9 protein-coding genes are annotated in these 15,250 nt (G+C 72.1%); 1 reads left to right on the forward strand and 8 read right to left on the reverse strand.

Going from position 1 to position 15,250, the window contains the following annotated elements; all coding sequences use genetic code 11:
• Positions 1–50: 50 nt before the first annotated feature.
• Positions 51–2,174, reverse strand: a complete 2,124-nt coding sequence (locus ACIBIW_RS11890; protein ID WP_399334705.1) for a type IIA DNA topoisomerase subunit B — start codon at positions 2,172–2,174, stop codon at positions 51–53.
• Positions 2,175–2,612: 438 nt separating this feature from the next.
• Here ACIBIW_RS11890 and ACIBIW_RS11895 point away from each other — a divergent pair, with 438 nt between their 5' ends.
• The gene (locus ACIBIW_RS11895; protein ID WP_399334707.1) at positions 2,613–2,843 is read left to right on the forward strand and encodes a hypothetical protein; all 231 of its coding nucleotides are present in this window, start codon (positions 2,613–2,615) and stop codon (positions 2,841–2,843) included.
• Between the two features lie 216 nt (positions 2,844–3,059).
• Here ACIBIW_RS11895 and ACIBIW_RS11900 read toward each other — a convergent pair whose 3' ends face one another.
• The 7 genes from ACIBIW_RS11900 to ACIBIW_RS11930 all read right to left on the reverse strand — a co-directional run bounded on the left by ACIBIW_RS11900 (position 3,060) and on the right by ACIBIW_RS11930 (position 15,020).
• Positions 3,060–3,917, reverse strand: coding sequence for a serine protease (locus ACIBIW_RS11900; RefSeq protein WP_399334876.1), 858 nt, complete (start codon positions 3,915–3,917; stop codon positions 3,060–3,062).
• Between the two features lie 375 nt (positions 3,918–4,292).
• Positions 4,293–5,843, reverse strand: coding sequence for an RNA polymerase sigma factor (locus tag ACIBIW_RS11905; protein WP_399334709.1), 1,551 nt, complete (start codon positions 5,841–5,843; stop codon positions 4,293–4,295).
• Positions 5,844–6,415: 572 nt separating this feature from the next.
• Positions 6,416–7,300, reverse strand: coding sequence for a FadR/GntR family transcriptional regulator (locus ACIBIW_RS11910; protein WP_399334711.1), 885 nt, complete (start codon positions 7,298–7,300; stop codon positions 6,416–6,418).
• Positions 7,301–7,473: 173 nt separating this feature from the next.
• The gene (locus tag ACIBIW_RS11915) at positions 7,474–9,471 is read right to left on the reverse strand and encodes an ATP-binding cassette domain-containing protein (RefSeq protein WP_399334713.1); all 1,998 of its coding nucleotides are present in this window, start codon (positions 9,469–9,471) and stop codon (positions 7,474–7,476) included.
• A 446-nt stretch (positions 9,472–9,917) separates the two neighbouring features.
• Positions 9,918–10,679 (reverse strand): NUDIX domain-containing protein, encoded by a 762-nt coding sequence (locus ACIBIW_RS11920; protein ID WP_399334715.1) that lies wholly within the window; start codon positions 10,677–10,679, stop codon positions 9,918–9,920.
• A gap of 191 nt (positions 10,680–10,870) precedes the next feature.
• Entirely contained in the window at positions 10,871–12,508 is a 1,638-nt protein-coding gene (locus ACIBIW_RS11925; RefSeq protein WP_399334717.1) for a DUF4192 domain-containing protein, read from the reverse strand.
• 352 nt (positions 12,509–12,860) lie between these two features.
• Positions 12,861–15,020, reverse strand: coding sequence for a RecQ family ATP-dependent DNA helicase (locus tag ACIBIW_RS11930; protein WP_399334719.1), 2,160 nt, complete (start codon positions 15,018–15,020; stop codon positions 12,861–12,863).
• Between the last annotated feature and the right edge of the window lie 230 nt (positions 15,021–15,250).

The raw sequence follows: 15,250 nt of genomic DNA on the forward strand, positions 1-15,250 counted from the left end.
GGGTGGAGACCGGTCGGCGGCGGGGGTCCCCGGTGCCGGGACCCGTGGTCTCAGACGTCGATCCGGGAGCGATCCAGGGTCGCGGCGGAGCCGGTGATGAACTCCTTGCGGGGCGCGACGTCGTTGCCCATCAGGAGGTCGAAGACCTGCTCGGAGGAGTCCAGGTCGGCGATGTTGATGCGGCGCAGGGTGCGGCGGCGCGGGTCCATCGTGGTCTCGGCGAGCTGGTCGGCGTCCATCTCCCCGAGGCCCTTGTAGCGCTGGATGGAGTCCTTGTAGCGCACTCCGTCCCGCTGGAAGTCGAGCAGGGTCTCGCGCAGCTCCCGGTCGGAGTACGTGTATACGTACTTCTCCTGGCCCTTCTTGGGCTGCACCAGCTCGATGCGGTGCAGCGGGGGCACGGCGGCGAAGACCCGGCCCGCCTCGACCATGGGCCGCATGTACCGCTGGAAGAGCGTGAGCAGCAGGCAGCGGATGTGGGCGCCGTCGACGTCGGCGTCCACCAGCAGGATGATCTTTCCGTAGCGGGCCGCGTCGATGTCGAACGTACGGCCCGAACCCGCTCCTATCACCTGGATGATCGCGCCGCACTCGACGTTCTTCAGCATGTCCGTGACGGACGACTTCTGGACGTTGAGGATCTTGCCGCGGATCGGCAGGAGCGCCTGGAACTCGGAGTTCCTTGCCAGCTTGGCGGTGCCGAGCGCCGAGTCGCCCTCGACGATGAACAACTCGCTGCGGCCGACGTCGTCGCTGCGGCAGTCGGCCAGCTTGGCGGGCAGCGACGAGGACTCGAGCGCGGTCTTGCGGCGCTGGGCGTCCTTGTGCTGGCGGGCCGCGATGCGGGTACGGGCGGCGGCGACGGCCTTCTCCAGGACCGCCCGCGCCTGCGCCTTCGCGTCGCGCTTGTTGGAGGTCAGGAACGACTTCAGCTCCTTGGCGACAACGTTGGCCACGATGCGGTTGGCGGCCGAGGTGCCCAGGACCTCCTTGGTCTGCCCCTCGAACTGGGGCTCCGCGAGCCGCACGGTCACGACCGCGGTCAGACCTTCGAGGACGTCGTCCTTGATCACGTCGTCCTCGGCGACCCTCAGCAGCTTCTGGGCGCGCAGCACCTCGTTGACTGTCCTGGTCAGCGACCGCTCGAAGCCGGTCACATGGGTGCCGCCCTTGGGGGTGGCGATGATGTTGACGAAGGACCTGACGGTGGTGTCGTAGCCGGTGCCCCAGCGCAGCGCCACGTCGACGCCGAGTTCCCTGGTGACCTCGGTGGGCGTCATCTGGCCGTGGTCGTCGAGGACGGGCACGGTCTCCTTGAAGGTGCCGCCGCCGCTCAGCCTGAACACGTCGCAGACCGGCTTGTCGGAGGCGAGGTACTCGCAGAACTCGCTGATGCCGCCGTCGAAGCGGAAGGACTCCTCGCCCTTGCTGCCGCCGTCCCCGAGACCGAACTCGTCCCGCACCACGATGGTCAGCCCCGGCACGAGGAAGGCGGTCTGTCTGGCCCGCTGGTGCAGGGTGTCCAGGGAGAGTCTGGCGTCCTTGAGGAAGATCTGGCGGTCGGACCAGTAACGCACCCGGGTGCCCGTGCGGCTCTTGGGGAGCTTGCGGACCTTGCGCAGACCGGTCTCGGGCTTGAAAGCGGAATCCGGCCCCGGCTTCGCGAAGGCGCCGGGGACGCCGCGCCGGAAGCTGACGGCGTGGGTGTGCCCGCCGCGGTCCACCTCCACGTCGAGCCGCGCGGAGAGCGCGTTCACGACGGAGGCGCCCACACCGTGCAGACCGCCCGAGGCGGCGTACGAACCGCCTCCGAACTTCCCGCCCGCGTGCAGCTTGGTCATCACCACCTCGACACCCGACAGGCCGGTCTTGGGTTCGACATCCACCGGGATGCCGCGCCCGTTGTCCCGCACCTCCACGGAGGCGTCGTCATGAAGGATGACCTCGATGTGGTCGCAGTAGCCGCCCAGGGCCTCGTCGACGGAGTTGTCGATGATTTCCCACAGGCAGTGCATCAGACCGCGGCTGTCCGTCGAGCCGATGTACATGCCCGGACGTTTTCGGACGGCTTCGAGCCCCTCAAGGACGAGCAGGTGCCGCGCGGTGTAGTTGGAACCGTCCCGGTCTGCTCCGGTCAGCAGCGCTGTGGACGGCACGGACGTCTCGGCGGTCACGCGGTTCGCTCCTCGCTGAATTTCAGGTGGCTCCCTTGGGGGTAAGGGGCCGACTTCTGTCACTGGGTGAGAGGGTACCGACGCCTGGTAGAGCCGTTGTAGCGCCACCCGCCCACAAATCGGACCCCACCCCATTATCGCACGGACGTTCGATGCCCGAGATCGGTGACGTGTACATCACGTTCCCTTCGAGGCATGAACCATTTAGGCTCCGGGCACGTCCTCATGAACAACCGGCAACCCGGCCGGCGGACCACCCCACAGACCGAGCGAACCCGTAAGAGACGTAGAAACGCAATACGGCCCATTCGCCGCCAACCGTCAGCAGACAGCCACCGGGAGAGAAATCTTCGGGAATAAGCCACGAGCGGGAACGTTTCGGGGCTGGTTGGATGTTGACCCTGGTACGACAGCTCGTCGAGCTAGAGAAGAGGCGACGTGACTACTGTTCTGACCCCCGCAAGCCCGCTGACGGCCGCTGACCGCTGCGACCGCTGCGGCGCCCAGGCATACCTGCGCGTCGTCCTGACGAGCGGCGGCGAACTGCTCTTCTGCGCCCACCACGGTCGTAAGTTCGAGCCGGAACTCAAGAAGATCGCCGCTGAGATACAGGACGAGACGGAGCGTCTCACCTCCGTTCCCGCGTCAGCCAACGACGACGAACGCTGATCCCCCAGGTCGGCGTCGTCACTCCGCCACCGACGACGAGCCTTTCCGGCAGCGGCCGGAGAACGGGCGGCCTCCTCACCACGAGGAGGCCGCCCGTTTCGGCTGTGAAGTCAGTGCGCCCGGCACGGGCGCTTCCGTCCGGCCCGGCAGGCACAGCGACGGCCGGCGCCCCGCGTTCTCCCGGCCGTGAGGCCCGGGAACGCCCTCAGGCGGCCCTCAGGGGCCCTGCCCCGCTCCGTCGGCGCCGGAGTCCTCCCCCGCGTCCAGAAGGCCGGAGATGCGCGTGTACACGCCGGGGCTGCCCGGACGGCCGCAGCCGCTCCCCCAGGACACGAGCCCTATGAGCCGCCCGTCGGCGACGAGCGGCCCCCCGCTGTCCCCCTGACAGGCGTCGTGGCCGCCCTGCTGTTCCCCCGCACAGAGCATCACGTCGCTCTTGTACGTCCCCTCCTCGCCGCCCCCCGGATACGCCTGCTGACAGGACGTGTCGGGCAGTACCCGCAGCCCGGCCGCCCGCAGGCTGGCCGCGTAGCTGCGCTCCCCTGTGGTGTCGCCCCAGCCGTACACCTCCGCCTCCGTGCCCGGCCGGTAGGCGGGGTCGTCGTCACGCGCGGTCGGCACGACGTAGCGCCCCGGCAGCGGCGTGGACAGGGTGAGGGACGCGAGGTCGCGCGTGCTGCTGTTCTCGTCGTAGCCACGGGCGATATGGATGCCGCTGACCGGGATCTCCTCACCCTCTCGGGTGCCCAGGTCCTCGCGGCCCGCTATGACCTTCAGGTCGTGCACCTCCCGCGCGGGAACGCCCAGCAGCTCCTCGCTCAGGCAGTGGGCGGCGGTCAGCACCGTGGAGCGGCCGACGACCGCGCCGCCGCAGAACTGTCCGGATCGCGTTCCCCCGAACCGGTGACGGCTGGACAGGGCCACCGTCCAGGGGGTGTCCGCCAGCCGTACGGCCTGACCCCCGACGACGGTGTCGGTCGCGGCCGCGGGCGCCGCGGGCAGTACGGCGAGGGCCGCGGCGGCGGCCAGGGTCACCGTCAGGACGGCACGTATGCGGACGAGTATGCGACGCACCGTACGGAATCTGCGGCAGCGCATGCGCTCTCCTCACTCCGAGTGGCAGTTACGCCACCCACGGTCGTCCGCGTCGGTGCGCTTCGCATGTGCGCGGTGCCCGGGGCGGGACGGCGGGAGAGAGGCGCGGGGCACCGCCCGGAACACCCGGATGGCGGGGCCGTGGCACGGCACGCGCGAGGGCCCGGTCCCCTGGGCGGGGTCCGGGCCCTTGTGTGTCGCTTGCGTCAGTCCTTTGGCGGTATCGGCCACCGGCTTCGGTCCGTTACCGACCGTTTCGGGCGGTGTCCGAGCGCGTCGTATCGATGCTGCGGTCAGATCCGGTCGGGTACGACGCACTCGACCGGATCGACACGCGGGGCCGCCGCGGGCCGGTCAGTCCAGGTAGTCCCTGAGGACCTGGGACCGCGACGGGTGGCGCAGCTTCGACATCGTCTTGGACTCGATCTGGCGGATGCGCTCGCGGGTCACGCCGTAGACCTTGCCGATCTCGTCGAGGGTCTTCGGCTGGCCGTCGGTGAGCCCGAACCGCATGGAGACGACGCCTGCCTCCCGCTCGGAGAGGGTGTCGAGCACCGAGTGCAACTGCTCCTGGAGCAGGGTGAAGCTGACCGCGTCGGCGGGCACGACCGCCTCGGAGTCCTCGATGAGGTCGCCGAACTCGCTGTCGCCGTCCTCGCCGAGGGGGGTGTGCAGCGAGATGGGCTCACGGCCGTACTTCTGGACCTCGATGACCTTCTCCGGGGTCATGTCGAGTTCCTTGGCCAGCTCTTCGGGGGTGGGCTCGCGGCCCAGGTCCTGGAGCATCTGGCGCTGGACACGGGCGAGCTTGTTGATGACCTCGACCATGTGCACGGGGATGCGGATGGTGCGTGCCTGGTCGGCCATGGCGCGGGTGATCGCCTGACGAATCCACCAGGTGGCGTACGTGGAGAACTTGTAGCCCTTGGTGTAGTCGAACTTCTCGACGGCGCGGATCAGACCGAGGTTGCCCTCCTGGATGAGGTCCAGGAAGAGCATGCCGCGGCCGGTGTAGCGCTTGGCGAGGGAGACGACGAGGCGGAGGTTGGCCTCCAGCAGGTGGTTCTTGGCCCGCCTGCCGTCCTCGGCGATGATCTCCAGTTCGCGCTTGAGCTTGGGCGCGAGCTTGTCCGCGTTGGCGAGCTTGTCCTCGGCGAAGAGGCCGGCCTCGATGCGCTTGGCCAGCTCGACCTCCTGCTCGGCGTTGAGCAGGGGGACCTTGCCGATCTGCTTCAGGTAGTCCTTGACCGGGTCGGCGGTGGCTCCCGCGGCGGCGACCTGCTGCGCGGGCGCGTCGTCCTCGTCCTCGTCGGACAGGACGAAGCCCTGCGCGCCCTCCTCGACGGGTTCCTCGCCGGGCTTGGCCGCGGTGGGGGTCTCCTCCGTGGCCTCCTCGTCGAGGACTTCCTCGGTCTCCTTCTTGGCCACGGTCTTCTTCGCCGCAGTCTTCTTGACGGCCGTCTTCTTCGCGGCGGCCTTCTTCGCGGTCGCCTTCTTGGCCGGTGCGGCCTTCTTGGCGGGTGGGGCCTCGTCGGCGACGAGCGCGTCGACGGCCTGCGGCTCCGGGGGCGCGGCGGGGACGACGGGCTTCTTCACCGCTGCCGGCTTGGCCGTGACGGCCTTGGTTGCGGTGCGCTTGACCGGACTCTTCGCAGCGACGCTCTTTCGGGTGCGCTTGGGCTCCGCGGCACTGACCATCAGCGTCACACCCTCTTCCTCGAGGATCTGGTTGAGGCTGCGCAGTACGTTCTTCCACTGAGTGGCCGGAATCTGGTCAGCTTCGAAGGCCCGACGCACGTCATCGCCGGCGATCTGCCCCTCGGCCTTTCCCCGCTCGATGAGAGCCATGACAGAGACGGACTCGGCGATCTCCGGGGGGAGCGTACGGGATGTGCTGGCCGACACGAACAACCTCTCGGAACGTTGGAAAACGGCTTCCGACCCCGTCCATGTCAGGAGCGGAGCCGAAGTCCACCGGCTGGGAGTAGGCCGGTGGCGCGGGCGGCGCCGTGGAGACGCACAGCGCGCCACGGCCGGCCGCTGTGTCCTTCCTCGACTGTCACCTCTTAGGTCATCGCCCTGTTCCGAGGAGCGTTACGCCCAATCCACGTGGCCCGAGTCACACCCCGTATCACAACAAATGCGACTAGACACGGCCAGAAGGAGTCGCAGACGGGCGTTCAGTGAACGGACGTGATCCTTCGGGAACGGTATTTGTCACCCCTTTCGCCAGGCCCGTCCTCCGGGCGGTGCCCCACGCGCCACACCCGCTCCGCGCCCGGCACAGCGGCGTCAGGGCCGCCGCGCCTCCTCAGGACCACCGCCGACACACACGCGGCGTGCGTGGGCCGTTCGAGTCGTGTGGGGGCCGGAGCCAGGCCCGGTGCGGGCGGGGCTGCGGCCCCCGTGGGCGGACGCGGAGGGCGGCCGGGCCGCCGTCAGTCCCGGCTTTCCGGTGCCGGGCCGCTGCCCCACGTTCAGTGCTCGCGCGGCGCGGGCACGACCCGCTCCACCTCCGGGTGCACGGCCAGCAGTTGGCGCATGGCCGCCTCGGCACCGGCGCCGTCGCCCGCCGCGAGTGCCTCGGTGATGCTCCCGTGCAGCGCCAGCGACGCCTCGCCCGGCCGGTCGCAGCCGGTGACGGGGCCACCGGAGACCTGGAGGGCGGCCGAGACGATGCCGGAGAGGTGCTCCAGCATGCGGTTGCCCGCCACCTGGATCAGCAGGGAGTGGAACTCGGCGTCCGCCCGCGCGAACGTGACGACGTCGCCCTGGCCGAGGGAGTGGTTCATGATGTCGACCATGTCGCCGAGCCGCTGCTGCACGTCCTCGCGGCCGTGGCCCGCGGCGAGCCTGGCCGCCAGCGGCTCGATGGTCCAGCGCAGCTCGCTGAGTTCCCGGCGCTGGTCGTCGCGCTGCGGCCCGAAGGCGCGCCACTCGATGATGTCCGGGTCCAGCAGGTTCCAGTCGGTGACGGGGCGGACCCGGGTGCCCACGTTGGGACGGGCGCTCACGAGGCCCTTGGCCTCAAGGACGCGGAGGGACTCGCGGACGACGGTGCGGGAGACCTCGAAGCGGTGGCCGATCTCCTCGGGGACGAGCGGGCGGTCGGCGCCCAGGTCGCCCGAGACGATCATCTGACCGAGCTGCTGGACGAGTTGCCCGTGCAGCCCGCGGCCTCGGCTGCCGCCTGAGCGGCGGCCCATCCGGCCCAGCTCGGGGTCGGCGCTCTCCCAGCCGGTGTTCGCACGGTCGGCCCCGGGGGTCTCCGGATACGGGTAGCGGTCGATTTCGCCCGGTCCGGCAAGGCCGGAGTCGCTGGAGCGGGCGGCGTTCATCATGGTGTGCGCAAGGGTAGTCACGGAACTTTTGTCGGCGTCGCTCCGAAGTGCCTTGAGGGCTTTGGTGAAAAGCACACGAAAGGGTGATCGCTCGCCTCACCTCAATTGACGCCTTATAGGAAAGATACGGACGTTGTCGGGGGAGTTGCGGGCAGCTTCGATACGAGGCGGCCTCGGTCTCCCCCTCCGGTGCCTCAACGGGGCCTGCTGCGAAGCCCCGTGAGCACATACGCGCCGAGCAGCGCCGCGAGCGACAGCAGCAGCGCACCGCCCACGGGCTGCACCGCCATCGACGCCCCGGCGGCGAGATAACGCCCGGCGCCGAACGGCCACTGCACCAGCACGAGATCGCGCACCCGTGCGGGAAACCCCGCGGCCGTGTGCGCGGACGGCCCCGCGAGCGCCTTGTGCAGCAGCGGTACGACCGCGACCGGTACGGCGAGGACGGCGGCGAGTCCTGCGGCCGTGGAGCGGAACACACCGCCCGCGAGCACCCCCGCCCATGCGCAGCCCATCGTCAGGGCAAGCCAACTCGCCGTCAGCGAAGGCCAGTCGGGCGGAACCCGGGTGAGTTCGGGCCCGTAGACAAGTTGTACGACGGCCGCGTCGCAGCCGAGCGCACCCACCGCGAGCGCCACCGCCGTACCGCCCGCGACCAGGAGTTTGGCGGCCAGCAGCCCCACCCTTCGGGGCACGGTGCCACGGTCGGCGGCCAGCGCGGGGTGCCGGAACTCCTCCCCGAACGCCAACGCCCCGAGCAGCCCCGCGCCCAGCGCGGCCGGCGGCAGCGGTAGTTCGCGCGGCCAGGCCGCGAGCATCCGCGGCTGCGGTGTGTGCCCCGCTCTGGCGAGGAGGAGGCAGATGAGGGCGGAGGTCAGCAACGCCCCGGCGGCGACCGCGTATCCCGTGGCGACCCCCGTGGCCCGGTACACCTCGTAACGCAGCGGCCGCAGCGGTCCGCGCCCGGGCTGTACGAGCACCGGGGGCAGGGCAGAGGGGGACGGGGCGGGCGAGGTGCGGGGGGCCTGGGCCCGGCGGGGACGGGGCGGGGTCGCTCCGTGGACGGGCGGCTGCCCGGCGGGCGGTGTCGAGGGTGCGAGGACTTCGTGGGAGGGCGTCGGCCGGGGCGGTTTGGGCTGCGGTGTGCCGTCCTGTGCGCCCGGGAGGCCGTCGGCTTCGGCGGTCACCGTTCCGCCGCCCGGGGAGTCCACGACGGCGGCTCCCCGAGCCGGCCGCGCCCGCCCAGGGACGGTGGCGGCGGTGGCGGGACCGACCGTCACCGCGCGGGCGGAGATTCTGCCGTAGGTGCCCGCCGAAGGGCCCATGTCGCCGATCTCGTCGGCGAGTTGGTGGACGAGCACCCCATGCCGGTAGGCGATCTCGCCGACACCCGCGCAACTGCTCCCGTACACCGAGAGCCTGCTGCCGCTCTCCCTGACGACCTCGACGGAGCGCCGGGCGGCGCGGGCCTCCTTGGCGAGGAGCAGGCTGAGCCGCGCCGCCTGCGGGCTGCGCACGGCCACCCGGGGGCGGAGCCTGGTGCGCGCGAAGTCCCCGGCGGCCTGGTCCGCCACGACCCTCCCCTGGTCCAGGGTGACCACTTGGTCCGCACTGCGCGCCGCCTCCTTCGGGTCGGCCGTGGTGAACAGCACCGTCCCGCCGTGCTCGGCGTGCTCGCGCAGGACGCCGAGCAGCCACCGCCCCTCGCGTGCGGAGAGGTCCCCGGCGGGATCGTCGAGCACCAGGGTGTGGGGGTCGGGCAGCAGGGCGCAGGCGAGCCCGAGCCTGCGGTCGAGCCCCCGGGAGAGCGAGCCGAGACGGATGTGCCGCAACTCGGCGAGGCCCATGGCCTCCAGCACGTCGTCGGCTCGCCGCGCCGGAACGCCCGCTGCGGCGCACAGCATGCGCAACTGGCCGAGCACGGTCCGCGCGGGATGCCCCGGCACCTCCCCGAGGACGACCCCGACCTCGCGCGCCGGGTGCGGGATCTGGTGCAGCGGCCTGCCGCGGAAGTGCGCAACGCCGCGGCCCCGCTGAAGTTCCAGCATCAGCCTGAGAACCGCCGTCTTGCCCGCCCCGGGGGCGCCGAGCAGCGCGGTCACGCGCCCGGGCTCCGCCTCGAAGGAGACATCGTCGACCGCGGACGCGCGGTGTCTTCGTGCGGTGCTTGTCAGTCCGATGGCCTGGATCATCGCTTCTCTCACAGGAGGTGCGACCGCTCGGCGGCCGGGGCGCCCCGCCGACTCAGAGACGGACGGACCCCGCTTGTACCTCTGCAAGATAACTCGACATTGTGGACATATGGGTTAGGTGGGGGTGGGGGGTGTCATGGGGGTGGGGGCGGGGTGGGGTGGACGTTGGGGGCTGGGGGGTGGGGGGGGGGGGGGGGGGGGGGGGGGGGGGGGGGGGGGGGGGGCGGGGGGGGGGGGGGGGGGCCCCCCCTCCCCCCTCCCCTCCCCCTCCTCCCCCACCCCCTCAAATCCCCACACCACACCCACCCCCAGCCACCACCACCGCCCCACCGGCACGGGCACCGGCCCACCGACACGGTCAGCCAAGCCGCCCCGGTGACACCTCCCGGCCGAAGCCACTCCACCGACACCGCCCGACACCGTCGCCCCCCAGGCCCCGCCCCTCCTCACACCTCAGGTCGGAGCATGGGTGGGTTGAGGAGGGTGGCGCCGCCCGCGCGGAAGAGTTGAGCGGGGCGGCCGCCCTGGCGGGTGGTGGTGCCACCCGCCGGTACCAGGAAGCCCGGTGTGCCTGTCACCTTGCGGTGGAAGTTGCGTGGGTCCAGGGCCACCCCCCACACGGCCTCGTAGACCCTGCGCAGCTCGCCGACGGTGAACTCGGCGGGGCAGAAGGCGGTGGCGAGCGAGGAGTACTCGATCTTGGAGCGGGCCCGCTCCACGCCGTCGGCCAGGATCTGCGCGTGGTCGAAGGCGAGCGGCGCGGCGCCCTCTTCCTCGCGGGCCTCCCCGCCCCGTGCCAGCAGCGTGTCCACCGGTGCCCAGCGGGCGCTGTGCGCGTCGCCGCCCGGTCGCGGGGCGGGGAGGTCGGGTGCGAGGGCCAGGTGGGCGACGCTGACCACGCGCATCCTCGGGTCGCGCTTGGGGTCGCCGTAGGTGGCGAGTTGTTCCAGGTGCGCGCCGTTGTCCTGGGCCGGTGCGTCCGGGTCGTGGACGCACAGCCCCGTCTCCTCGACGAGTTCGCGTGCCGCCGCGGCCGTCAGGTCCTCGTCGGGCCGTACGAATCCTCCGGGGAGCGCCCAGCGGCCCTGGAAGGGGGGTTCGCCACGTCGTACCGAGAGCGCGCAGAGGGCGTGGCGGCGCACGGTGAGTACGACCAGGTCGACGGTGACGGCAAAGGGCGGGAAGCCCGACGGGTCGTAGGGCGGCATGCCGTGATCATAGTCGTCTGCCTGACGATAAACACGCGTTCCGCGGGGTTGCCCGGGCTCGCCGGCCTCCCTTCCTGGTGGGTCTTGTGCGCCGGCGCGCGTGGAGCGGGTCGCGCGGAGGTGTCGGGCGCGTGGGGCGGACGGGGCGCGGCCTCCTGTGACGGGTGGGGCGGGGCGGGGCTGTCGGGGTGTCAGGCTTCCCTGGTCGGGGGGCGGCAGGTGCCCGAGCGGCGCTTGGGTCCTGTGCCGGCGCGGCCGTTCCTGGCGCCGGAGCGTTGGGCGGCGGGGCGTCGCGGCCTGCCGGGGTCCCGGGTCGTGGGGGCGGTGCCGCGCGGGGGTGTCGCTTCACGGGCCGTTTCATGGGCTGTTTCCTGTTGGGGTGTCTGGGGGGTGGCCGGTGTGGTGCTGGCGTCGGGGCTGTGGGAGCTGGTGGCCGTGGGGTGGGTGGGTGCTTCGGTGAGGGAAGAGGGCGTGGCGGTTCGGGGTGTGGGCAGGAGGCCGTCGGGCAGCGTGATCTCCTCGCCTTCGGGGGTGCGCAGGGTGGTGTCGCGGAGGCATTCGCGGACCGCGTCCGGAGTCAGGCCCTCGTTGCACGCCTGGTGGAGGAGGCGGGCGAAGAGGTAGTCCGGGTTCGCGCCGAGGGCCATGGCGAGGGCTTCGCGTGCTTCGAGTTCGTCGTCGAGGGTCCAGGCGACCCAGCCGACGAGGGTGAGGGGTGCGGCGGCGTGTTCGCCGTAGGCGCCGACGCAGCGCCTGGCCAGGGCGCGCCAGAGCCGGATGGCGGTGGGGCCTTCGCCCTGCTCGGTCCAGCGGGCCGCGTAGTCGCGGGTGGTGCGGTCCTGGAGGCCGAGGAGCAGGGCGGCGGCCTCGTCGTCGGTGAGGAGTGCGTCGTCCCTGCGGTCGGCTTCGCTGTCGGTGGGGGCGGGGATGGCGGTGGCGAGGCGGCGGAGGACCTGGCGGGCCAGGGTGAGGGTTTCGACGGCGACCCGGTGGCTGTCGGTGGTGCTCAGGATGCCGGGGACCAGGCGGAGTGCCGCGCTGTCGAGAGCGTTCTCCTGGTGGGCGGCGTCTCCGGTCTCGCGGGGCAGGAGCCTTGCGTGGAAGGTCTTGAGGCTTCCGCGGACCCGTAGCCCCGCGTAGGCAGCGGCGGCGGCGAGGACGGAGGTGCCGGGGACTCCGAGGGGTGTGCCGTCGGTGGGGCAGCATTCGTCGGCGGCGCAGCAGTAGGACCAGAAGCGGCCGTCGGAGATGCAGAGGGCTTCGACGACGGGGACGTCGAGGTCGCCGCAGGCGGTCCTGAGCAGTTGGGCGAGCGGGCGCAGGTAGCGCATGACGTCGCGTCCTGTGCCGCCCGGCGGTGGTTCGTCGCAGAGGAAGACGACCAGGGCGTCGGGCTTGGTGCGGCGGCGGGCGCTGGTGTCGATGAGGGTGTGGGCGAGGTGGCGGGCCGCTTCGGGCCAGTCGTCCTGGTGTCGGGGGAGGCCGAGTCGGGCGCGTGCTCCGAATTTGCCGGGGCCGTCTCCGGAGTGGACGGCGGCGAGGACCATGCACTCCTCGGGTTGGTAGCCGAGGAGGTAGGGGAGGGCGTCGGCGAGGTCGGCGGCGGAGTGGAGGGTGACGGGTTCCATGTGGTCATGGGGGTCGTCTTCCGCGGTGTCCTCGACGGTCACCGCGGCCCAGTCGGGTGTGGGGAGGGTGCCGGGGCCGGGCGGGTGGACGGGGTTCGTGAGGTCGCGTGGGGTCAGGCGGGCGGGGGGTTCCGTGGTGGGGCGGGGGTGGTTGGGGTCGTCGGGGTTGAGGGGGCCGAGGTGGTCGGTGCGGTGTGTCATGGGTCGACCATGCACCGGAATTGAATGCTCCGGTTGTTCCTGTGGATAACTCAAGTCAGGGACACGACAGAGGTTATCCACAGCTCAGGGGGGTGGGTCGCGGATTTCCGGTCGGTCGGCTTGCATGGGGACCGCTGGACGCGACACCGGCCGCCGGGCCGCCGCGGTCGCCGTCCGCGTCTTCCCGGTTCTCCGTGGGCATTGCCGTGTGCCTCGCCCGGGGCGGGTGCGGCGGCGAGGCGGGTGCCGGACGGCGTGGGGCGGCCTGCCGCCGGAGTCTTCACCCGGCGACGGACGACGACTGACGGGAGTGGGGGGCGTGGCGATGACGGGTGCTGCCGAGGTCTTGGCCTTAGCTCGTGGCGGCGAGGGCCAGGGGGAGGACGCCTTCCGCGCCCGCCCGGCGCAGGAGGCGGGCGGCGATCGCGAGGGTCCAGCCGGACTCGGTGTAGTCGTCCACGAGGAGGACGGGGCCGGGCGCGCCGGTCAGGGCCGCGGCCAGCTCCTCGGGTACGGCGAAGGCGTCGGAGAGGGCCCTGACGCGTTGGGCGGAGTTGCTGCGGCGCACCGTGTGCGCGCCGTCGGGGCCCGTGTGGGCCAGGGTGCCGAGGCAGGGGAGGCGGCCGATGTCGGCGATTCCCCGGGCGAGGGAGCCGACCAGTTCGGGCCTGGACAGGGACGGTACGGCGACGACCCCGACGGGTCGTGGGGAGGGGTCGGCGACTCCGGGGGCCCAGCCTCCGGCGGTGCGCGCCCAGTCGGCGAGGACGTCGACGGCGGCCCGCAGCACATCGTCGGGGACCGGGCCGTCGGGCGCGTTCTCGGCGAGCAGGGGGCGCAGCCGGTTTCCCCAGCCGATGTCGGAGAGCCGTCCGAGGGCGCGCCCGGTGGCGCACTGCTCCGTGGCGGGGATGCGTCCCTTGAGGTCGACGCCGAGTGCGGGCAGGCCGGTGGGCCACATCCTGCGCGGTTCGATCTCCACTCCCGGGCGGTCGAGTTCCTTCGCCGCCTCGGTGAGCGTACCGGCGGAGACGGAGGGGTCGGCCCAGGCCCCGGCGCAGTTGTCGCAGCGGCCGCAGGGGGCCGCGGCCTCGTCGTCGAGCTGGCGGCGCAGGAACTCCATGCGGCAGCCGTCGGTGTCGGCGTAGTCGCGCATGGCCTGTTGTTCGGCGGCCCGTTGCCCGGCCACCCGGGCGTAGCGCTCGGTGTCGTAGGTCCAGTCGGCGCCCGTGGCCACCCAGCCGCCCTTGACGCGCCGTACGGCGCCGTCGACGTCGAGGACCTTGAGCATGGTCTCCAGGCGGTTGCGGCGGAGGTCGACGGCCGCTTCGAGGGCGGGCACGGACAGCGGGCGTTCGGCGGCGGCGAGGGCGGCGAGGGTCTGGCGGACCTGGTTCTCGGGCGGGAAGGCGGTGTCGGCGAAGTAGCGCCAGATGGCCTGGTCCTCCTTGCCGGGCAGCAGCAGGACGTCGGCGTGGGCCACGCCGCGGCCGGCGCGTCCCACCTGCTGGTAGTAGGCGATCGGGGAGGAGGGGGAGCCGAGGTGGATGACGAAGCCCAGGTCGGGTTTGTCGAAGCCCATGCCGAGGGCGGATGTCGCGACCAGTGCCTTGACCCGGTTCTCCAGCAGGTCGGTCTCGGCGGCCTGGCGGTCGGCGTTCTCGGTGCGGCCGGTGTAGGGGGCGACCTGGAAGCCGCGCTGTCCGAGGTAGGCGGTGGTCTCCTCGGCCGCGGCCACGGTCAGGGTGTAGATGATGCCGGAGCCGGTCAGTTGGTGCAGGTGTTCCGCGAGCCAGGCCAGCCGGTGGGGGGCGTCCGGGAGCCTTACCACGCCGAGCCTGAGGCTCTCCCGCTCCAGCGATCCGCGCAGGACCAGGGCCTCGCCGGCGCCGGTGCCCAGTTGCTCGGCCACGTCGGCGGTGACGCGGGCGTTGGCGGTGGCGGTGGTGGCCAGTACCGGTACGCCGGGGGCCAGTTCGGTGAGCATGGCGCGCAGTCGGCGGTAGTCGGGGCGGAAGTCGTGGCCCCAGTCGGAGACGCAGTGGGCCTCGTCGACGACGAGCAGCCCGGTGGTGGCGGCGAGCCCGGGGAGCACCTGGTCGCGGAAGTCGACGGAGTTGAGGCGTTCGGGGCTGACGAGGAGCACGTCGGTCTCGCCGCGATCGATCTCGCCGTAGATGTCCGCCCACTCCTCGGGGTTGGCGGAGTTGATGGTGCGGGCCCTGATACCGGCGCGCTCGGCCGCCTCCACCTGGTTGCGCATGAGGGCGAGGAGCGGGGAGACGATCACGGTGGGGCCCGAGCCGCGTCTGCGCAGGAGCGCGGTGGCGACGAAGTACACCGCGGACTTGCCCCAGCCGGTGCGCTGTACGACGAGGGCGCGCCTGCGCTCCCGCACCAGGGCGGAGACGGCCGCCCACTGGTCCTCGCGCAGCCGTGCCGAGCCCGTCGGGTCGCCCACGAGCCGGGCGAGGAGGGTGTCGGCCTCGGTGCGCAACTCCGGTTCTTCCATGCCCCCATGCAACCTGACGGCACCGGTGCTCTGCCAGTCGCGGCCCTGCGCGCGTCGCCGGGGGCGGGCGGTGCGGGGGCTGTCGGCCGGGTTGCGGGTGGTGGACGGGTGCGGGGGCGGAGGGTTCGGGGTGGGGCGGCGGGGATATACACGGCGTATCACCGCAGATCACTCGTCACCGCTCGATTGCTCGTTGCCGCAAGGCAGTGCGAAGGGAAGAATTGGGCCTA

The sequence above is a fragment of the Streptomyces sp. NPDC050560 genome (assembly GCF_044457285.1).
Lineage (GTDB): Bacteria > Actinomycetota > Actinomycetes > Streptomycetales > Streptomycetaceae > Streptomyces.

Coding starts and splice junctions, on each gene's coding strand:
- ACIBIW_RS11915 (WP_399334713.1), bottom strand. CDS start 9,471: ATGATCCAGGCCATCGGACTGACAAGCACCGCACGAAGACACCGCGCG.
- ACIBIW_RS11920 (WP_399334715.1), bottom strand. CDS start 10,679: ATGCCGCCCTACGACCCGTCGGGCTTCCCGCCCTTTGCCGTCACCGTC.
- ACIBIW_RS11925 (WP_399334717.1), bottom strand. CDS start 12,508: ATGACACACCGCACCGACCACCTCGGCCCCCTCAACCCCGACGACCCC.
- ACIBIW_RS11930 (WP_399334719.1), bottom strand. CDS start 15,020: ATGGAAGAACCGGAGTTGCGCACCGAGGCCGACACCCTCCTCGCCCGG.